The 19,156-nt window shown below is 58.6% G+C and carries 17 protein-coding genes; 3 read left to right on the top strand and 14 right to left on the bottom strand.

What is annotated here, in order from left to right:
• Positions 1–7: 7 nt before the first annotated feature.
• Together rnt and pyrC are read right to left on the bottom strand one after the other, a co-directional pair.
• A complete protein-coding gene (rnt, locus tag FIV08_RS11935; protein WP_152438457.1) occupies positions 8–673 on the bottom strand; it encodes a ribonuclease T in 666 nt (221 codons plus the stop codon).
• 37 nt (positions 674–710) lie between these two features.
• Positions 711–1,742, bottom strand: a complete 1,032-nt coding sequence (pyrC, locus tag FIV08_RS11930; protein ID WP_152438456.1) for a dihydroorotase — start codon at positions 1,740–1,742, stop codon at positions 711–713.
• Positions 1,743–1,901: 159 nt separating this feature from the next.
• Here pyrC and FIV08_RS11925 point away from each other — a divergent pair, with 159 nt between their 5' ends.
• A complete protein-coding gene (locus FIV08_RS11925) occupies positions 1,902–2,828 on the top strand; it encodes a flagellar protein MotY (RefSeq protein ID WP_152438455.1) in 927 nt (308 codons plus the stop codon).
• 15 nt (positions 2,829–2,843) lie between these two features.
• On the opposite strand, the gene FIV08_RS11920 is transcribed toward FIV08_RS11925, so the two are convergent.
• The gene (locus tag FIV08_RS11920) at positions 2,844–3,770 is read right to left on the bottom strand and encodes a histone deacetylase family protein (RefSeq protein ID WP_072676983.1); all 927 of its coding nucleotides are present in this window, start codon (positions 3,768–3,770) and stop codon (positions 2,844–2,846) included.
• A 207-nt stretch (positions 3,771–3,977) separates the two neighbouring features.
• Here FIV08_RS11920 and FIV08_RS11915 point away from each other — a divergent pair, with 207 nt between their 5' ends.
• Complete coding sequence (locus FIV08_RS11915; RefSeq protein WP_152438454.1) at positions 3,978–6,725, top strand: GNAT family N-acetyltransferase; 2,748 nt, start codon at positions 3,978–3,980, stop codon at positions 6,723–6,725.
• 14 nt (positions 6,726–6,739) lie between these two features.
• Here the strand turns inward: FIV08_RS11915 and rdgC are convergent, their stop codons facing one another.
• From rdgC to FIV08_RS11875, 8 genes are all read right to left on the bottom strand, one after another.
• A complete protein-coding gene (gene rdgC / locus FIV08_RS11910; protein WP_152438453.1) occupies positions 6,740–7,666 on the bottom strand; it encodes a recombination-associated protein RdgC in 927 nt (308 codons plus the stop codon).
• Positions 7,667–7,765: 99 nt separating this feature from the next.
• Positions 7,766–7,966: a DUF2788 domain-containing protein gene (locus tag FIV08_RS11905; protein WP_058090221.1), complete on the bottom strand. Its 201-nt coding sequence runs from the start codon at positions 7,964–7,966 to the stop codon at positions 7,766–7,768.
• Positions 7,967–7,992: 26 nt separating this feature from the next.
• A complete protein-coding gene (gene yaaA, locus FIV08_RS11900; protein ID WP_152438452.1) occupies positions 7,993–8,763 on the bottom strand; it encodes a peroxide stress protein YaaA in 771 nt (256 codons plus the stop codon).
• Positions 8,764–8,775: 12 nt separating this feature from the next.
• Positions 8,776–9,009 (bottom strand): glutaredoxin family protein, encoded by a 234-nt coding sequence (locus FIV08_RS11895; RefSeq protein ID WP_058090219.1) that lies wholly within the window; start codon positions 9,007–9,009, stop codon positions 8,776–8,778.
• Positions 9,009–9,761: a YciK family oxidoreductase gene (locus FIV08_RS11890; RefSeq protein WP_152438451.1), complete on the bottom strand. Its 753-nt coding sequence runs from the start codon at positions 9,759–9,761 to the stop codon at positions 9,009–9,011. Before FIV08_RS11890 ends, FIV08_RS11895 begins: the two co-directional genes overlap by 1 nt.
• A gap of 65 nt (positions 9,762–9,826) precedes the next feature.
• A complete protein-coding gene (locus FIV08_RS11885) occupies positions 9,827–10,492 on the bottom strand; it encodes an HAD family hydrolase (protein WP_152438450.1) in 666 nt (221 codons plus the stop codon).
• Positions 10,482–11,198, bottom strand: a complete 717-nt coding sequence (gene ubiG, locus FIV08_RS11880; protein WP_152438449.1) for a bifunctional 2-polyprenyl-6-hydroxyphenol methylase/3-demethylubiquinol 3-O-methyltransferase UbiG — start codon at positions 11,196–11,198, stop codon at positions 10,482–10,484. The genes FIV08_RS11885 and ubiG overlap by 11 nt, the downstream gene beginning before the upstream one ends.
• Positions 11,199–11,221: 23 nt before the next feature.
• Positions 11,222–12,550 (bottom strand): TRZ/ATZ family hydrolase, encoded by a 1,329-nt coding sequence (locus tag FIV08_RS11875; protein WP_152438448.1) that lies wholly within the window; start codon positions 12,548–12,550, stop codon positions 11,222–11,224.
• A 194-nt stretch (positions 12,551–12,744) separates the two neighbouring features.
• On the opposite strand from FIV08_RS11875, the gene mtnA reads away from it, so the two are divergent.
• Positions 12,745–13,800, top strand: a complete 1,056-nt coding sequence (gene mtnA, locus FIV08_RS11870; protein ID WP_152438447.1) for an S-methyl-5-thioribose-1-phosphate isomerase — start codon at positions 12,745–12,747, stop codon at positions 13,798–13,800.
• Here the strand turns inward: mtnA and FIV08_RS11865 are convergent.
• The 3 genes from FIV08_RS11865 to FIV08_RS11855 all read right to left on the bottom strand — a co-directional run bounded on the left by FIV08_RS11865 (position 13,789) and on the right by FIV08_RS11855 (position 19,144).
• Positions 13,789–14,547 carry a helix-turn-helix domain-containing protein gene (locus tag FIV08_RS11865; protein ID WP_152438446.1) on the bottom strand — a complete coding sequence of 253 codons (759 nt, stop codon included), beginning with the start codon at positions 14,545–14,547 and terminating at the stop codon, positions 13,789–13,791. The two genes, mtnA and FIV08_RS11865, sit on opposite strands and share 12 nt — an antisense overlap.
• A gap of 5 nt (positions 14,548–14,552) precedes the next feature.
• Positions 14,553–16,727 carry a carboxy terminal-processing peptidase gene (locus FIV08_RS11860; RefSeq protein ID WP_152438445.1) on the bottom strand — a complete coding sequence of 725 codons (2,175 nt, stop codon included), beginning with the start codon at positions 16,725–16,727 and terminating at the stop codon, positions 14,553–14,555.
• Positions 16,728–16,993: 266 nt separating this feature from the next.
• On the bottom strand, positions 16,994–19,144 hold the full coding sequence (locus tag FIV08_RS11855; RefSeq protein WP_152438444.1) for a 3-hydroxyacyl-CoA dehydrogenase NAD-binding domain-containing protein: 2,151 nt from the start codon (positions 19,142–19,144) through the stop codon (positions 16,994–16,996).
• Between the last annotated feature and the right edge of the window lie 12 nt (positions 19,145–19,156).

Genomic DNA, 19,156 nt, shown 5'->3' with positions numbered 1-19,156 from the left:
CTGGCGGTCAGCTTGTCGCTTTTTCCTCGGGCTCAATGAGTGGCGGCGGAAAGCCGCCCAGCTCTTTCCAGCGGTTCACAATGCCGCAGAACAGGTCTGCGGTTTTTTCTGCATCGTAGGCTGCGGAGTGGGCTTCCTTGTTACTGAAAGGGATGCCCGCCAGTTTACAAGCCTGTGCCAGCACCGTATGGCCATAGGCCAGGCCAGCCAGAGTTGCTGTATCAAAGGTGGAGAAGGGGTGGAACGGGTTGCGTTTGATGTCGGCCCGCAAGGCAGCCGCAAATACAAAGTTGTGGTCAAAGGTGGCGTTGTGGCCGACCAGTACCGCGCGCTTGCAGTCGTGGGCTTTCACCGCTTTTCGGATCGGGGAGAAGATTTCGCTCAGGCCTTCCCGCTCAGGAACTGCCTCACGTTCCGGGTTCCAGGGGTCGATGCCGGTGAAGTCCAGGGCAGACTGCTCCAGGTTGGCGCCTTCGAAGGGGTCAATCTGCTGTACGTGGGTTTCCCCCCGGCGCAGCAAGCCATCGTCGTCCATGGTCAGTATGACGGCGGCAATTTCCAGCAGGGCGTCCCGCTCCGGATTGAAACCGGCGGTTTCAACATCGACAACCACAGGCAGGAAGCCACGGAAGCGTTGGGACATAGGATGTGGCGGCTTGTTTTCTTCTGACACTCGAACTCCGATGTTCGTGTTATGAATGAATGATGAGTTACGCCATGCGCCAGTGAACGGTTTCACCGGCCTTCAAGGGTACGATGTTACCGTCGGCCAACGGCAGTTGCTCTGGCATGGTCCAGGGCTCACGTACCAGGGTAATGGTGTCGGTGTTTCGTGGCAGGCCGTAAAAGTCGGCGCCGTTGAAACTGGCAAAGGCTTCCAGTTTGTCGAGAATGCCGAGTTCCTCAAAGACGTCTGCGTACAGGCCAATGGCGCCGTAGGCAGAATAGCAACCGGCGCAGCCGCAGGCGGCTTCCTTTTTGTCGCGGGCGTGGGGTGCGGAATCTGTGCCCAGGAAGAAGCGAGGATCGCCGCTGGCAACCGCTTCGCGCAGCGCCAGCTGATGCTTGTTCCGTTTCAGGATCGGCAGGCAATACAGATGAGGGCGGATACCTCCCACCAGCATATGGTTCCGGTTGTACATCAGGTGCTGTGGCGTCACGGTGGCGGCCAGGTTGCCGCCGGTATGGGCGCGCACAAACTCGGCGGAATCCGCCGTGGTGATGTGCTCCAGCACCACTTTCAGGGTTGGGAAGGCCTCGATGGTTGGGCTCAGGACCCGATCAAGAAACACTTTTTCCCGGTCGAAGATATCAATGTCGGCGTCCGTCACTTCGCCGTGAACCAGAAGCAGCATGCCGCACTCAGCCATGGCTTCAAGAACCGGGTAAATATTGCGGATATCGGTAACACCGGACTCGGAATTGGTGGTGGCGCCCGCGGGGTAGAGTTTGGCAGCGACAACGCCGGCGGCCTTGGCTTCCCGAATGGTTTCGGGGGTCATACTTTCGGTCAGGTACAGCGTCATCAGCGGTTCAAAGCCGGTGCCGCCCGCAGCTGCCCGGATACGCTCACGATAAGCCATGGCTGCGGCCGCATCGGTTACCGGTGGCACCAGATTCGGCATGATGATCGCCCGGCCAAAGCAGGCGGCGGTGGCCGGCACCACGCTGTTCAGTACAGCACCGTCGCGCACGTGCAGGTGCCAGTCGTCGGGGCGGGTGATGGTGAGTGTTCTGGTCATGATGGTATCCGCAAAGCAGCCAAAAAATTTTGCGGATTATATCAGAAGGCGGATGGGAATGTTTTTGCTAATCCAGCCCCTTTGTGGCTCAAGTAATCATTTTGAACGCCGTTAAACAGTCATGTTGGAAACAGACCCGGTTTTCGAGGCGCTCTCACAATGACTTATTCGCTTCGCCATTTACTTCATCAAAAGCTGACAGCTGCAGGCGTGTCGGCTTTGCTTGCTGTGGCAGCTACGCCTGTTTTGGCGACAAGCTACGGTGCCGGCATTGAGAACAGCCAGTGGTACCTGTCGGAATCTGTGTTTGAGTGTTCCCTGGTACACGAGGTACCGGGATACGGCAGGGCGGTTTTCCGCCATCGGGCCGGCGAAGCGTTGAGTTTCTATCTGGAATCCGAGATCCCGGTGATGCGCCCCGGTCGCGGCCAGCTAGTGGTGGAAGCGCCAGCCTGGCGTCCTGGCGTGGCGCCCCGGGCCATCGGCTCGGTAACGGTCTCTGACCAGCCCAGGGCGGTCACGGTCAGCAGTCGTGAGGCAACGCTGATGACTCAGGGCTTGTTGCAGGGGATGCGCCCGACCGTCACACGAGCTGCCCGTTATGATGACCGGCCCGTGCGGGTCCAACTTTCCAACGTTAATTTCTCAGGCCCGTACTCGGGCTACCGGGAGTGCGTATCCAGCCTGCTGCCGGTGAACTACGACCAGATTCGTCGTTCCCGAGTGCCGTTTGTCAGCGGCAGTACCAGCCTGTCTGATACCGACAGGCAGCTGCTGGATAACATCGTGACCTACGTAATGGCGGATTCCACCGTTGAGCGGATATTTGTGGACGGCCATTCAGACAGTGTTGGCAGCCGCATCGATAACCGGGCGCTGTCCGAAGAGCGGGCGAATGTGGTGGCGGACTATCTGCGATCCCGCGGTATCGATGATGACCTTCTGATTGTGCGTGGGCACGGTGACCAGTTCCCGGTTTCCCGCCGGCACGCGGATAATCGCCGTACCACTATTCGCTTGCAACGGCAGGGCGAGCGCCCCGAGTTACAGCAGGCGAACGGCCCGGGTATGGATTTCTCAGGCTGAATGGAGCGGGACTTCTCAGTAAACCGTGCTGAGCAGGTCCAGGTGGGCGGTGACGCTTTCGGCCAGCGCTTTCAGGTGATATCCCCCCTCCAGAGTTGACACAATCCGGTCGTTTGCGTGGTCATGGGCCACGCTGATCAGCATTTCCGTCAACCAGCGATAGTCGTCCACTTCCAGATTCAGTTCTGCCATCGGGTCGAGTTTATGGCCGTCAAAACCGGCGGAAATCAGTACCAGCTGCGGGCGGAAATCCTGCAATTTCTTAAGCCACGCTGCTTCCACCGCTTTACGGTAGTCCAGAGCCGAGCAGTTGGCCTCGATCGGCGCATTGATAATGTTGTCCGCCTGGCGATGCACATGGGAGTGTGGATAGAAAGGGTGCTGGAAGCTGGAGCACATCAGGATGCGTTCGTCTCCGCTAACGATGTCCACGGTGCCGTTGCCCTGATGCACATCGAAATCAACGATCGCAACCCGTTCCAGGTGGTGGAAGGTGAGGGCGCGCATGGCTGCCAGTGCCACGTTGTTATAGAAGCAGAACCCCATGGATTTGGAGCGCTCGGCATGGTGCCCGGGTGGGCGGGCGCAGACAAACGCGTTGGTCACCTGACTACTCATTACCATATCGACCGCCTGGATATTGCCGCCGGCGGCCAGTCGGGCGGCGCGCAGGGTATCCGGCATCATGGCGGTGTCCGGATCGGTAAACACCCGGCCCCGGGTAGGCTGCATCATATCTAGCTGTTGAAGGTAAGTCTCGGGGTGCACCGTTAACAGCTGGTCACGGGTAATTTCTTCCGGTCGAACCCAGTCCAGATCCCGTTCCAGGTGAGTGTCTGCCAGATACGCGAGGATGGTGGAGATTCGCTCAGGGCATTCCGGGTGCTCCGGGCCCATATTGTGCTTCATGCAGTCATCGTGGGAGAAAAATGCCGTGGTCATACGTCTAGCCTGAACCCGAATATGCTTATTTTTCAGGCCATGTTATCAGGGAAAACCGAAGTTTGTCGTATTTCTTTGGTCTAATGGTTGTGATACCGGATTTACATCAGGAAATACCCATCTAAGATAAGTTATACATTGATAAGTATCCTGTTTTATTGAGATTCTTATCCATATCTTCGTCGCCCATGGTCAGGGAGAGTCACCTTGAGTACCCGCTATCTGGAAAGCCTGTTCAATCCTGAATCCATTGCTGTGATTGGTGCTTCCGAACGGGCCGAGAACCTCGGTGGTATGGTACTCCGGAACCTGCTGGGTGGCGGCTATCCAGGCCGCCTGGTGGTGGTCAACCAGACCGACTACGACAACGTGCACGGGGTTCCTTGCGTCAAGAAGGTCTCGAAACTGGATTTTAGCCCGGATCTGGCCATTATCTGTACGCCACCGGATACTGTGCCGAAAATGATTCGAAAGCTCGGCGAATGTGGTGTGCGTACTGCCATTGTGATGACCGGCGGTATGTCACGTACCCACAGTAAAACCGGGCAGCCGTTGATGTATTCGGTGCGGGACGCGGCCCGGGAAACCGGCATTCGGGTATTGGGGCCCAATACCATCGGCCTGATGGTGCCGGCACGTCATCTTAACGCCACCTATGCGCACATGGGCGCCATTCCCGGACGGGTGGCGTTTGTGGGGCAGTCCGGCACCATTGCCAGTTCGGTGATTGACTGGGCTTTTGCCCGGGGTGTCGGGTTTTCTTACTTCCTGACACTGGGCGATGGCATGGACATTGATCACGACGACCTGATCGATTACCTGGCCCAGGACACCCAGACCCGCGCTATCCTTTTGCACATCGAAAATATTCCCAATCCCCGCCGCTTTATGTCGGCGGTACGGGTAGCCTCCCGGACCAAACCGGTTATTGCGGTGAAATCCGGCCGGGTGCCGGAGTCGGAGTGGTTCGCCCATGAGTTACCGGCTGGCATCAAACGCAGTGACCCGATTTACGATGCCATGCTGCAGAGAGCCGGTGTGTTACGGGTGGACGGCCTGGGCCAGATGTTTGATGCCCTGGAAACCCTGACCCGAATGCGCCCGCTGCGGCGCGAATCGTTGGCGATCATGGCCAACGGGGTTGGCCCCGGTGTGCTGGCGGTGGACCGGTTGGCCGACCTGGGCGGCGAGCTGGCGGAACTGTCGGAGCAGTCCGTTGATGCCCTGGCGGAGTTGCTGCCGGCCTACTGGACCCGGAAAAACCCGATCGACCTCAACTACGACGCCACGCCAGAACTCTATGGCAAGGCGATCAAGATTCTCGCCAAAGACCCGAACGTGGCCAACGTGTTGGTGATGTATGCGCCAACCCTGATCGAGGACAGCCTGCAGATTGCCGATGCGGTGGTGCAGGCCTCCAAGGGCACACGGCTGAATATTTTCACCTGCTGGCTGGGGCAGAGCACGGTGATGGATTCCCGTGAAGAATTTTATCGTGCCGGCCTGCCGTCGTTCTTCAATCCTGAGAAGGCGGTCATGGCCTTTATGCAGCACGTCCGTCACCAGCGGGTGCAGAGGCTGCTGACAGAAACACCGGAATCCTTCACCGACCATTTCGCCGACCGTGCCAATACCCGGAAACTCGTGGCCCGGGCACTGAGCGATGGCCGGAGGCATCTGTCCAACCGCGAAGCCCGGCGGGTGATCTGTGATTATGGCATCAACACCATCGACACCGTTTACTGTGACGATGTGGAAGAGGTGCTCGAAGTGTTTGCGGTGGAGCGCCGGCCCATTGATATTACGGTGGTGCATGAACAGGGCTGCTTTCCGTTTCTGGACCTGAGCCCTACCCAGCGCCGATACAAAGGCACGGTCAAAAAGCTCAACAGTGAGCAAGCGATTATTGATAGCTGCCGCTTCCTGATGGATGAGTACCGGGAGCACTTCCCCCGCAGCGGATTTCTCGGTTTTGCCGTGCAGCGGTCGTATCAGCATGTGGGCGGCATTGAATTCAGTGTGGGGATCACCCGGGACAACTTGTTCGGCCCACTGGTGGTGTGCGGTGCGGCGGGGGCTCAGATCAACATCATGACCGACCGGCAAATTGCCTTACCGCCGCTGAACATGGTGCTGGCCCGCGAGTTGCTGCGCCGCACCTACATGTACAAGCTGTTGAAGGAGCACAGCCTCAAGCCTGAGGAAGACATTCGTGCCGTGTCGGAGACGTTGGTCACTCTGTCTCAGATTGTCATCGACATCCCGGAGATTCGGGGCCTGGAGATTGCGCCACTGCTGTTCAACGAGCAGGGGGCGGTGGCGGTAAACATTGCTATTGATCTGGATGACCGCCGGGGCAAACCGATCATCCAGCCATACCCGAGGGAGCTGGAAGAGTGGATTGTGCTGCCGAGATCCGGTCGGCGAGTCATTATCCGCCCGGTGCTGGCGGAAGATGAGCCGGCCCACCGTTCATTCCACGAACATCAGTCACCAGAGTCCATTCGTTACCGGTTCTTCCAGTACCGAAAACATTTCTCCCGGGAAGACGTCGCCCAGATGGTGCAGATCGATTACGACCGTGAAATGGTGTTTATCGCCAATGCACCGCGGCTGGACGGTGAGGGAGAGGAAACCCTTGGCACTGTTCGCACCTGGACAGACGCAGACAACCTGCGCTGTGAGTTTGCCGTGATGGTGGACGACCGGATGAAAGGCGAGGGGCTGGGCGTGGCACTGATGCAGAAAATGATCGACTACTGTCGTGCCCGGGGCACCATGGAAATGATCGGCAACGTGTTGCCGGACAATCGCCCCATGCTGAAGTTGGCAGAGCATCTTGGCTTTGAAACCAAGTACAACCCGGAAGAAGAAGTGATGGATTTGCGGTTGGTGCTGAATGAACCAGTGAAAGACTGGCAGAAGGAGCGGCTGGGGAAAGGGGGCCACTTGTAAGGCCCCCGTCCGTTTTATTCCTCGACGATGGCGGAGCGGTCTTCGCCACCGAGTGCTTCCAGCAGCCCGGGAATCATCCGTGAGAGTTCCAGGGTCATCAGCGAAAAGGCGGCGTCGAACTTGGCCATGGCGTCGTCCACATCCACATCATCCAGCTGGTCCTGCAGGGTTTCACCGAACTTCAGCCGGCGAATGCCCAGTTCTTCATCCAGAATAAACGAGACGTTGTCATCCCAGGTAAGCGCCAGCTTGGTCACCTGCATGCCGGTTTCGAGGTGGTTGCGAATTTCATCGGCTTTCAGGTCCAGGCCCTTGCAACGCACCACGCCGCCGTCTTCTGAAGGATCCTTGAGTTCGCATTCGCTACCCAGCACGATATTGGCAGGGTGATCGATGGTTTCTGTCAGCCAGCCGGTGAAGGTGAAGGCAGGAGCCTGCTCCACCGCCGGCGGCCGAACCGGCAGCGAGCCCAGGCTCTTGCGCAGGGTTGAGGCAAGGTCTTCCGCCTGTTTGGCAGAGCCGGCATCCACCACCAGCACTCCGTCCTGCGGTGCCAGGTAGGCAAAGCAGCGGCGGTTGCGGGAAAACGCCTGGGGCAGCATTTCCAGCATGACCTGCTCTTTGATTTCCTCTTTTTCCTTCTTGCGCACTTTGCGGCCCTGATCCAGCTCGATGGCCTCGGCCCGCTCTTCTACGGCTTCCTTGACTACCGGGCCTGGCAGAATCTTTTCTTCCTTGCGCAGAGCGATCAGGTGGTAACCGTTAGCGCTGTGCACCAATTGCTCACCGTGTTTTCCAAGGGGAGGTACCCAACCCTGGCGGGTGGTTTCCTGGGGGCCGCAGGGCTTGAAGGCATCCGCCTGCAGCTTTTCTTCCAGGGCTTCGGCGGTGATATCAAAAGGCTTGGTGAAACGGAAAATCCGGGCGTTACGAAACCACATTGGGGCTGAATCCTTGCTGTTTGTTCGGAGCGTTGCAAAAGGGCAGGGGATGATACGGCCACACGGTGGTGGCCGTAAAGTGACGGCGATCCGGGCAGATCAGATCTGCATGATTTCTACCAGCACGGTTTTCACGATAAACCCCACAACGCCGGCGCCCAGCACGGTAAACAGGGCAATGGTGCCGAACTTCCCAGCCTGGGATTTTTTGGCCAGGTCCCAAACGATGAAACCCATCCAGACAATAAGGCCCGTCAGAAACACCAGCATGGCGATCTGGGAGAAGACTGCTTCGTTCATGGTTACTCCGATATCAACAGGTACGGTTACTGTTCATCCCGCAGGAAAACCCAGTTGTTTTTATCGGATTGGTCTTCGCTGAAATAATAGCCTTCAAGGTTAAAACCCTTGAGGTCGTCGGCCTGGGTGATCTGATTCTGAATCGCATAGCGGCACATCAGGCCCCGGGCCTTCTTGGCGTAGAAACTGATCATCTTGTACTGACCGTTCTTCCAGTCCTTGAACTGGGGGGTAATCAGGCGGCCGTCAAGCTGCTTCTTTTGCACACTCTTGAAGTACTCGTTGGAGGCAAGGTTAACCAGAACCTGGTCATCTTGCGCCAGCAGCTCGTTCAGGGCCTCGGTAATCTTGCTGCCCCAGAAGGCGTACAGGTCTTTGCCTCGCTGGTTCTCGAACCTGGTGCCCATCTCCAGGCGGTACGGTTGCATCAGGTCCAGTGGTTTGAGCAAACCGTAGAGGCCGGACAGCATGCGCAGATGCTTCTGGGCGAAGGCGAAATCCTGTTCAGAGAAACTTTCCGCGTCCAGCCCGGTATAGACGTCGCCCTTGAAGGCCAGGATCGCCTGGCGGGCATTGTCTGGTGTAAAGGGGGTATGCCAGGTGCGGAACCTTTCGGCGTTAAGCTGGCCGAGTTTGTCGCTGATGCTCATCAGGTTGCTGACCTGATGCGGCTCCAGTGCTTTGAGCTGGTCGATCAGCTCGCAGGCGTCGTCCAGAAAATCCGGTTGTGTATAGGTTTCCGTCGCCAACGGACTGTCGTAGTCCAGAGTCTTGGCAGGGGAGATGATCATCAGCATGTCAGCGGATCCTCATTGCAGAAACGTGAGTAACTGGTCCCTGGTGAACGGCCAGTCCAGCTCCGCGCCGGTGTCGTTACGGCGTAGCACCGGAATGCGTGTGCCGTAGCGCTCAACCAGTTCTTCAGACTGGGCTATGTCTACCACATCCACAGGGATCGGCTCCGGCATGGGCGTGCTGACCAAAAGCGCTTCCGCCAGCTCGCACAAATGGCACTGGGAGGTGGTGTAAAACAGGAGTTCCATTATTTCTTCGGCTGCGCGTCGATTTGCTGGCCGTTGATATCCTGGCTGTCTTTGCCCATCAGGTACAGGTACACCGGCATCAGTTCTTCCGGCGCCGGGTTCTGGTTCGGGTTTTCTGCCGGATAAGCCAGCACTCTCATATTGGTACGGGTGGCACCGGGGTTCAGACTGTTTACCCGGATGTTGTGGCGGTTGTCATCCAGTTCATCCGCCAGCAGCTGGCTAAGGCCTTCGACGGCAAATTTCGATACCGCATAGGCACCCCAGTAGGCCCGGGCCTGGCGGCCAACGCCCGACGAGGTAAAGATCATCGAGGCATCATCGGATTTGCGCAGCAGGGGAATCATTGCCCGGCTGAGTAAAAACGGGGCCGTGGCGTTTACCTGCATCACCTTGTTCCAGGTTTCCGGATCATAAAGCTCTACCGGGCTGCGGGAGCCCAGAATGCCGGCGTTATGCAGCAATCCGTCAAGCCGGCCGAAGTTCTCTTCCAGGGTCATCGCCAGTTCTTCGTATTCCTTGACCGCCGCACCCTCGAAATTCATCGGCACGATGGCCGGTTGCGGGTGCCCGGCGGCTTCAATTTCATCGTAAACCTCTTCCAGCTTGCCTACGGTGCGGCCAACCAGGATGACGGTGGCGCCATGGGCAGCATAGGCTTTGGCAGCGGCGCGGCCGATGCCGCTACCGGCTCCGGTTACCATGACAATGCGGTCTTTCAGAAGATCGGCGGGTGCCTGGTAATCTTGCATAACCTGTCTCCGTGTTCAGGCGGTTACTGGCCAGCTTGGGGCCGGTGATGGAAATGAATCGGCGGCTATTGTAACAGCTTTGCCAGGTCGCTGACGGTATCGACGATGATATCAGCTTGCCACAGGTCAACCGACTCCGGTTGCTCGATGTAGCCGTAGCGAACGGCGATGGTACGCATACCTGCGTTCCGGCCTGCTTCAATGTCCCGTTCGTGGTCACCCACGTAGATCGCCTGTTTCGGCTCTGCGCCAATCTCACGGCATGCCAGGAACAGCGATTCCGGGTGAGGTTTGCGCTCGGCCACATGGTCCGGGCAAATCAGCGTGGCGCATCGTTCTGCAAGCCCGAGGGCTTCGATCAGGGGGATGGCAAACCGGGCGGGTTTGTTGGTAACAATGCCCCAGGGAATAGACCGGCCTTCCAGATCAAGCAGCAACTCGTCCATGCCTTCGAACAGCGTGGTTTCGATGGCGACACCTGCTTCATACAAGTCCAGAAACGCCGTGTGCTTTTCCAGGTAATCCGGGTGTTCCGGCTCCAGGCCAAAGCCGACCCGGATCATCGCCCGGGCGCCGTTAGATACCGAACGCCGGATATGCTCCGCCGGCAAGGGCGCCAGCTCGTGCTGTTGTCGCAGCATATTCAGGCAGCGGATGAAATCCGGGGCGGTATCAATCAGCGTGCCGTCCAGATCGAACAGTACGGCTGAAGGGAGAACGTCAGTCTTCACGAATATCCCGCGCGTGCATCAGGTAATTGACGTCGACATCCCGGCCCAGTTTGTACACCTTGGTTAGCGGGTTGTAGGTCATGCCGGTGAGTTCCTGAACTTCCAGGCCAGCATGGCGCAGGTAGTCGGACATCTCGGAAGGCCGGATAAACTTTTTCCACTCATGGGTGCCCTTGGGCAGCATGTTGAGCACGTATTCCGCACCCACGATGGCAAACAGGAAAGACTTCGGGTTCCGGTTAATCGTGGAGACAAACATGTGGCCGCCCGGGCGCAACATGGCGGCGCAGGCACGGATACCCGAAGCGGGGTCCGGCACATGCTCCAGCATTTCCAGGCAGGTGACCGCGTCATACTGGCCGGCATGTTCCGGATCACGCGCCAGCTCTTCGACGGTGGTTTGCCGGTAATCAACATTCACACCCGATTCCAAACCGTGCAGTTTGGCCACTGATAAGGGCGCTTCACCCATATCGATACCGGTTACATGGGCACCGCGCAGGGCCATGCCTTCCGACAACAGGCCGCCGCCGCAACCGACGTCCAGCACCTTTTTGCCGGCCAGGGCTACCCGCTCGTCAATGTAATTCAACCGCAGGGGATTGATGTCGTGCAGCGGTTTAAACTCGCTGGTGGGGTCCCACCAACGGCTGGCCAGGGCCTCAAACTTGGCAATCTCGTTCTGGTCTACGTTCTGGTTGCTCATGGTGCTACACCTGGGTGAAAAGGTTAACTGAGAATCTGTTGCCGCCATTCACTGACCCGAAGCATCAGGTCAGGTACGTCGATACGGGTCAGGCGACCGTCCTGTAATTGAGGTACGCCGTGAATCCAGCTGTGGCTTACTGCCCGGCCATGGTTGCTGTAAACCAGGTGGGATGCCGGGTCGTAGACCGGCTGCAGGAAAGGATCGCTCAGGTCCACGGCAATCAGATCGGCCAGCTTGCCTGCTACCAGGGAACCCAACTCCTGTTCCCTGCCGAGCGCGCGGGCACCGCTCAGGGTGGCCATTTCCAGCGCCCGGTGGGCGGACAATGCCGAGGCATCCCCGGCCACGACCTTGGCGACCATGGCTGCGGTTTTCAGTTCACCGAACAGGTCCAGATCGTTGTTGCTGGCGGCGCCATCCGTGCCGATGGTGACATTGATACCGTGGTCCATCAGTTTCTGCACCGGGCACAGGCCGCTGGCCAGTTTCAGGTTGGATTCCGGGCAGTGCACGATGTGGGCGCCTGAGCGCACCAGCTGTTCCAGGTCCGAATCGTCAATCTGGGTCATGTGCACGCACTGGGTATTCCTGCCAAGAACCCCTAGCTCTGCCATCCGGGTAACGGGGCGTGAGCCCGTGGCTTTCATGGCTTCATCTACTTCGAAGGCGGTCTCGTGCAGGTGCAGCTGGATGGCCGCTCCGGTTTTTCCGGCCAGGGCGACGGCGTCTTTCAGCGGCTGGTCAGAGACCGTGTAGGGGGCATGGGGGCCAATCGCCGGCATGATGTATTCGTCACCCTGCCATTGTTCGATCAGGGCCGCCCCTTTGCGCAGGTACTCGTCCGGCCCGGAACCCCAGACCGTGGGCATGTCCATCAGCGGAAAACAGACCTGGGCGCGCATTCCGGCATCATGGGCCGCCTGGGCCGTCACTTCCGGAAAGAAGTACATGTCAGAGAAGGTGGTGGTACCGGTACGCAGCATTTCCGCCATCGCCAGCCGCGTGCCGTCCAGCACAAACGGCTCGCTGACGAACCTGCCTTCGGCGGGCCAGATGTGGTCGTTCAGCCAGGTCATCAGCGGCAGGTCATCGGCCAGGCCCCGGAACAGCGACATGGCGGTGTGGCCGTGCAGGTTGATTAGCCCCGGCATGACCACATGACGGTCAAGGTTAACCGTTTCGCGGGTGCGGTATTTCTGGTCTGCCTCTGATTGTGGCAGCACGTCTGCAATGCGGCTGCCCTGCAGGATCACCGCCTGGTGCTCCAGCACAACGCCGAAGGGTTCTACGGGAATCAGCCAGCGGGCGTTGATTCGACTATCGGCTGCAGTGATGGTGTCTGCCGTCATTAACCTGCCTTTGTGTTGTGGGGCTTGGCCAAGCCCTGACATTCAGCTGCAAAGTATAACCAGCTGCCGATGGCAGAACTACCCCGGCGGCAAGGTCATGCCTTGCCGGAAGGGCATTGATGCTCAAACCGGGCAGGCAAACGGGCGCCTTGGCGTTATACTGGCGGTTTTCAGTTACCGGAATGGAGTTGACTATGGCAAAACACACTGCCAATCGATCGATGGGCACCGTGGCCCTGCGCTGGCAGGGCGATAGCCTCGAGTTGCTGGACCAACGCCTGCTGCCCGCAGAAGAGCATTGGATTAAAGCTGAAGGCGCTTCCGGTGTCGCCCAGTGCATTACCGATATGGTGGTGCGTGGAGCCCCTGCGATCGGCATCAGTGCCGCCTATGGTGTTGCCCTGGCCGCCAGGCACGCGGGCGCAGGCGATTGGCGGGCAGAGGTGCACAAGGCCATTGACGAGCTGGCGCAATCCAGGCCAACGGCGGTTAACCTGTTCTGGGCTCTTGAGCGCATGAAAGGCGTGTTTGAGCGTTGTGAATCCCTGGCTGAAGCCACCCGTCAGCTGGCCGCCGAGGCAGTGCACATTCATGAGGAAGATCTGGCGGCGAACCTTGCTATGGCGGACCATGCGCTGGAAGTCATGGCGCCTGAAAAGGCCATGACGGTGCTGACGCACTGCAATACTGGTGCCCTGGCAACCGGCGGCTATGGCACGGCGCTCGGTGTGATACGCCGGTTGCACGAGGAAAAGCTGCTGAGCCGTGTGTACGCGGACGAAACCCGGCCCTGGTTGCAGGGCAGCCGGCTGACGGCGTGGGAGCTCACCCGCGACAATATTCCGGTCACCCTGAACGCCGATGGCGCTGCGGCGGCCATCATGGCGTCGGGAAAGGTGAAGTGGGTGGTGGTCGGTGCCGATCGAATTACCGCCAATGGCGATGTGGCGAACAAGATTGGTACTTACAATCTGGCGGTTCTGGCCCGTCATCACAAGGTCGGTTTCATGGTGGTGGCACCCTCCAGCACGGTGGATATGGCGTTGGCGTCTGGCCAGGATATTCCCATTGAAGAGCGTGATGGCACCGAGGTTCGGGAAATCCGGGGAATTCCGCTGGCACCGGCTGGCGTTGAGGTGTTCAACCCGGTGTTTGATGTGACGCCAGCCAGCCTGATTGATGCGATTGTTACGGAAAAAGGTGCGGTCAGGAATCCGAACATCACCGGTATGCGTGCATTATTTGCCTGAGGGCGCTTTTTTCTCGGTAGGCCCGGAGGGCTGCAGGCTTGCCTTCAGTTCCTCCATCTCGGCTTCCTGCTGTTCGATAAAGTGCATCGACATCTCGAAGCTATGGCGGGTGAACTCCAATACCTTGCGGAACCCTTCGTCCGAGAGATTGCGGGCGTCATCATGGCGCCGGAAGATATTGATAAATTCCCGCTCCCGCTCGAACTGCAGGGGAATGCGGCCGATGCCCCAGTCGTTCAGAATCTGCCACACCTCCGGATTATAGTTCCGGGTGGTGCGCATGATAAACGGAATGGGGTCGTTCCTGGCGATCAGCGCTGCCAGGCGCAGGATCAGTTCGAAAGACAGAGTAGAGGTGCCGTTTTCGATGGCCTCAAGCAGGGACTTATCCTTGAGGTTCAGCGCCTCGCTCATCTCAGACAGGGTGAGGCCGGCAACTTCCCGGATGTCTTTCAGGGACTGGCCGGCAGCGAGCATGGTTCGCAGCTGGTCCTGGGAATTGATCAGTGCCCGGCCAACCCGCAACGAGGTATCGGTGGCCCGGGCACCCAGCCGGAGTGCCGAACCGGTAAAGCCTACAATGCGGTCGAGCATGCCATCGGAGGTTTTATTCCGGCCGCCGGACGGTTCAATGCTCTCCACCTGTTCCATGGAGCGCATGGCATGGAGCGCGTCCAGCAGCATATCCTGCAGGACGCGGGCCCGTTGGCTGCTTTCCGGTTGATCCTTCGCTGCCGGGTCAGTCATGGCGACTACCTGGCTTCAGCCTTGGCGGCAAATTGCGTTGGCTTCAGGATAGACGCGGTACGCTGATCAAGCTCGAGCAGGTCGGCCATGATATGGCCGCCTTCCCGGATCACAAAGTCCAGCTCTTCGTCGGTGCTGTCGAGATCAGCGGCCTGTTCGTCCTGCCATTGTTCTAGCTCATCCAGGGTCTTGAACGGCTCTTCTCCGCGCAGTTCCCGGCGGGCGTTGGCAATGGTCAGCCGAGTCCGCTCGATCTGTTCGTGGTGCGCCTTGCGTTCATCCATATTCAGGCTGACGTAGGTCATTTCACGTTGCTTGGTCAGGAATTCAATTTCCTGCTCCAGCAGGCTGAATTCCGGGCTGGCAGAGAACCGGGCTTCATGACGCTTGCGCAGCTCGTCAATCACACCGCTGAAATCAAAGTAACGGGTGTGGGGCACGGCTTCGATCTGGTCCCAGGGCAGGGCATGATCCAGCGCGTCTTCGCCAATTCGCGACGTGTCGACCCGTGACGGAATCTCGATATCCGGAATGACCCCCTTGTGTTGGGTGGAACCACCAGACACCCGATAGAACTTGGACTGGGTGATCTTCAGCTGACCATGGTTCAGTGGCCGCACGGCCTGCACCGTGCCCTTGCCGAACGTCTGAGAGCCGACCACCAGGCCGCGGCCGTAATCCTGAATGGCGCCGGCAAAGATCTCGGAGGCCGAGGCGCTCATGCGGTTCACCAGGACCACCAGCGGGCCGTCGTAGGCAACCGAGGGGTCTTCGTCGTTGAGAATCTGCACGTCGTTGTTCGCGTTGCGAATCTGTACGGTCGGGCCCTTGTCGATAAACAGGCCTACCAGGTCATTGGCTTCATGCAGGGCGCCGCCGCCATTGTTGCGCAGGTCCATGACCACGCCATCCACGCCCTGTTCCTTGAGGTCGTCCAGCAGTCTGCGTACGTCCCGCGTGGTGCTCTTGTAGTTGGGGTCGCCGGCCTGCATGGCCTGGAAATCCGCATAGAAGGTCGGAATGGTGATCACGCCAACCCGGTAGGTTTCACCGGAACGATCCAATTCGATGATGTCCTTGCTGGCGCTTTGTTCTTCCAGTTTGACTTCGTCCCGGTTGATGGCAATGGTGCGGGTGACGCTCTCGTCGGCGGCGTTGGCAGGAATCACTTCCAGCGTAACGGTGGAGTTACGGGGGCCACGTATCAGGTCGACCACCTCGTCCAGACGCCAGCCAATGACGTTAACCGGCTTTTCGCCCTCCTGAGCCACGGAGATGATACGGTCTGCCGTTTGCAGTTGGCCCTGCTTGGCGGCGGGGCCGCCAGGCACCAGGCGAACCACTTTGGTGTATTCGTTGTCGGATTGCAGGACCGCACCAATGCCCTCAAGTGACAGGCTCATGTTGATGTTGAAGTTTTCAGACGTGCGCGGTGAGAAATAGGACGTGTGTGGGTCCCACATGCCGGCAAAGGCATTCATATACGCCTGAAACGCATCCTCGCTGCGGGCCTGGTAGGCGCGTTTCAGCTGACCTTCATAGCGGCGGCGCAGGTTGTCTTTGATGGTGTCGTCTTCCGTACCGTTCAGGCGCTGGGCCAGCACGGCATTTTTGATTCGTTTGATCCAGAGGGCATCGAGGGCTTCCTGGTCTGGTTCCCAGTCGGCCTTGGAGCGATCCACCCGAATGCGTTCATCGGTGTTGAAATCGAGCTCATCCAGGCCGTTATCAATAACATTCAGGGCAAACTGAAGCCGCTCGATGATGCGCTGTTGAACCAGGTTGTAGATCTCGAACCCTGGCTGAAGCTGGCCTGTTTTCAGGGCGGAGCCAAGCCGGGATTTGGCCCTGGCGAGCAGTTCGATATCTTTTTGGGACAGATAGATGCGCTGGCCATCCAGGTATTTCAGGTACGCATCGAACACATCGCCAGAAAGCTCATCACTGATGCCAAGATTACGGAAATGTGTGAATTGCAGTTGGCGGGCAATCAGGATGTTGGCCCGGGCCTGGTCAATGGTCGGGGCTACGGGCTGGTAAACTGCCGTGTCGTCAATTTTTGCCTGCGCGACGGACATGCCAGACATCAGCAAAGAGAGTGTCAGTGCTGTGCAAGCGCCCACCCTGCTGGTTCTGGATGGCTTGGTGTGACGCTGCATGAGTTTTTCCGCAATGGCCATAAATGCTACCTGACGATACTGGACGGCTGAACAATCGGATTTCAGCCTAACATGTTCAGACGCCGATGACTGTGACGACGACTCTGACCCGTAATGAATTTATTGTAGGCAACCGCTACACCTGTTGCCATAGGCCATGGGTATCGCTTCGTGACAATATGTCCATATACGTTGCTGCCTATCTTTTCAGATTGGGGCAGGTTGCAGGAAGTAAAGAGGATGGGGGCGTAAAACGGCCGGAGGAGGAATCCCTCCGGCCGGTTGGGTCAGGCGAAGGACTCGTTGTTTTCTGCCTTTTGCAAAAGCAGTGCTGGTGGCGTGAAGCGCTCACCATACTGGTCCGCCAGCTGCTGTGCCCGTTCAGCGAAAGCACGAACCCCATACTGGTTGACGAACTGGATGGCACCGCCGGTCCAGGGGGCGTAGCCGATGCCGAAGATGCTGCCAATGTTGGCATCTTCCACGGTTGTCAGCACGCCTTCCTCGAGACATCGAATGGTCTCGATCGCCTGCATGAACAGAATGCGGTCTTTCAGGTCCTGCAGCTGCACACTGCGGGCCTTGGCCTGATCCACGAACAGGTTCTCCAGTTCTGGCCACAGGTACTTTTTACCTTTCTCCGGGTACTCGTAGAAACCGGCACCGGCGGCTTTGCCCTTGCGGCCGTGGGTGTCGACCATGGCATCGATGACAGCTTCGGCCGGGTGTGGCTGCCAGGTGCCGCCGGCGGCTTCGGTGTCTTTCTTGCTTTGCGCGCGGATGTGCTGCATCAGCGTCATACTGACTTCGTCGGAGATGGCCAGCGGCCCCACGGGCATACCGGCCAAAAGCCCTGCATTCTCGATACTTGAGGGATGAATGCCTTCAGCCAGCATGCTGATGCCCTCGTTCACGAACGTACCGAAGACCCGGGAGGTAAAGAAGCCGCGGCTGTCGTTCACCACAATGGGGATCTTGCCGATTTGCTGCACGTAATCGAAGGCCCGGGCCAGGGTGTCGTCGGAGGTTTGCTCGCCAACGATGATTTCCACCAGCTGCATCTTGTCTACCGGGGAGAAAAAGTGCAGACCGATGAAGTTGTCCGGCTTGGCAGAAGCCTTGGCCAACTGGGTAATGGGAATGGTGGAGGTGTTGGAGGCAAAGATGCCGTTGGCCACCATTTTCGGCTCGGCTTCCTGGGTTACCTTGGCTTTGAGATCGCTGTCTTCGAACACGGCTTCGATGATCAGATCGCAACCTTCCAGGTCGTCGGCGGAAGCCGTGGCTTTAATGCGGGCCAGCAGCTCGTCTTTCTGGGCTTCGGTCATGCGGCCGCGACTGACTTTCTTGGCCAGCAGGTTTGCGGAATAGCTTTTGCCCTTTTCCGCGTTTTCCACGGAAACATCCTTCAGCACCACCTCAATGCCGCGGCTGGCGGTGGAGTAGGCAATGCCGGCACCCATCATGCCGGCACCCAATACCCCGACTTTCTTGAAAGTTTCTTTTTCAACACCGGCTGGGCGGCTGCCGCCAGCCTTGATGGCGTTAAGCTGGAACCAGAAGGTGCCGGTCATGTTCTTGGCCACCTGACCGGTGGCCAGCTCGGCAAAGTAACGGGTTTCAATCAGGCTGCCGTTGTCGAAGTCCACCTGGGCGCCTTCCACGGCGGCGGCCAGAATACGTTCAGGGGCAGGGTAACAGCCTTTGGTTTTCTGCTTGAGCATCGCGGGTGCGATGGCCAGCTTCTGCGCCATGGCAGGGTGATGCGGGGCGCCGCCGGGGAATCGGAAGCCTTTCTGGTCCCAGGGCTGCTGGCTCTTGGGGTTGGCTTCGATGAAGGCCCGGGCCTTGGCGATCATGTCTCCCGATGAGCTGGCCAGTTCATTCACGATTCCGGCTTTCAGGGCTGCTTTGGGGTTCACCTTCTTTCCTTCCATCAGGAACGGGAAGGCGGCTTCCAGGCCGATCATCCGGGGCAGACGCTGGGTACCGCCACCGCCGGGTAGCAGGCCCAAGGTCACCTCTGGCAAGCCCAGTTGGGTGCGGTCGTCATCAATGGCAACGCGGTGATGGCAGGCCAGGGCAAGTTCCAGGCCACCACCCAAAGCGGTGCCGTTGATGGCAGCCACCACTGGTTTGCCACAGGTTTCCAGCACTCGCATGTCGGCTTTCAGGCCGTTGACCATGTCTTCAAATTCTTTGGCCTGCTCGCGAGTGACTTTGTACAGTTCGTTCAGGTCGCCGCCGGCGAAGAAGGTCTTCTTGGCGGAGGCGAGAATGATACCTTTAATGTTGTCCAGGTCACCTTTGACCTTATTGACGGTTTCGGTCAGGGCGGTCCGAAATTCACCATTCATGGTGTTGGCGGACTGGCCCGGCATGTCGATGGTCAGGGTCAGAATCTGGTCTGAACCCAGTTCGTATTGGATGGCACTCATGGTCGGTTCCTT

It is taken from the genome of Marinobacter sp. THAF197a (assembly GCF_009363275.1).
Lineage (GTDB): Bacteria > Pseudomonadota > Gammaproteobacteria > Pseudomonadales > Oleiphilaceae > Marinobacter.
This window is presented reverse-complemented; position numbering and strand designations above follow the sequence as displayed.

Excerpts from the sequence above, each read along its gene's own strand:
- FIV08_RS11890 (WP_152438451.1), bottom strand. The coding sequence starts at position 9,761 with ATGCAAGATTACCAGGCACCCGCCGATCTTCTGAAAGACCGCATTGTC.
- pyrC (WP_152438456.1), bottom strand. The coding sequence starts at position 1,742 with ATGACCAGAACACTCACCATCACCCGCCCCGACGACTGGCACCTGCAC.
- FIV08_RS11865 (WP_152438446.1), bottom strand. The coding sequence starts at position 14,547 with ATGACTGACCCGGCAGCGAAGGATCAACCGGAAAGCAGCCAACGGGCC.
- FIV08_RS11895 (WP_058090219.1), bottom strand. The coding sequence starts at position 9,009 with ATGGAACTCCTGTTTTACACCACCTCCCAGTGCCATTTGTGCGAGCTG.
- FIV08_RS11905 (WP_058090221.1), bottom strand. The coding sequence starts at position 7,966 with ATGAACGAAGCAGTCTTCTCCCAGATCGCCATGCTGGTGTTTCTGACG.
- ubiG (WP_152438449.1), bottom strand. The coding sequence starts at position 11,198 with ATGAGCAACCAGAACGTAGACCAGAACGAGATTGCCAAGTTTGAGGCC.
- FIV08_RS11875 (WP_152438448.1), bottom strand. The coding sequence starts at position 12,550 with ATGACGGCAGACACCATCACTGCAGCCGATAGTCGAATCAACGCCCGC.
- FIV08_RS11860 (WP_152438445.1), bottom strand. The coding sequence starts at position 16,727 with ATGGCCATTGCGGAAAAACTCATGCAGCGTCACACCAAGCCATCCAGA.
- FIV08_RS11855 (WP_152438444.1), bottom strand. The coding sequence starts at position 19,144 with ATGAGTGCCATCCAATACGAACTGGGTTCAGACCAGATTCTGACCCTG.
- mtnA (WP_152438447.1), top strand. The coding sequence starts at position 12,745 with ATGGCAAAACACACTGCCAATCGATCGATGGGCACCGTGGCCCTGCGC.
- FIV08_RS11920 (WP_072676983.1), bottom strand. The coding sequence starts at position 3,770 with ATGACCACGGCATTTTTCTCCCACGATGACTGCATGAAGCACAATATG.
- rdgC (WP_152438453.1), bottom strand. The coding sequence starts at position 7,666 with ATGTGGTTTCGTAACGCCCGGATTTTCCGTTTCACCAAGCCTTTTGAT.
- FIV08_RS11925 (WP_152438455.1), top strand. The coding sequence starts at position 1,902 with ATGACTTATTCGCTTCGCCATTTACTTCATCAAAAGCTGACAGCTGCA.
- yaaA (WP_152438452.1), bottom strand. The coding sequence starts at position 8,763 with ATGCTGATGATCATCTCCCCTGCCAAGACTCTGGACTACGACAGTCCG.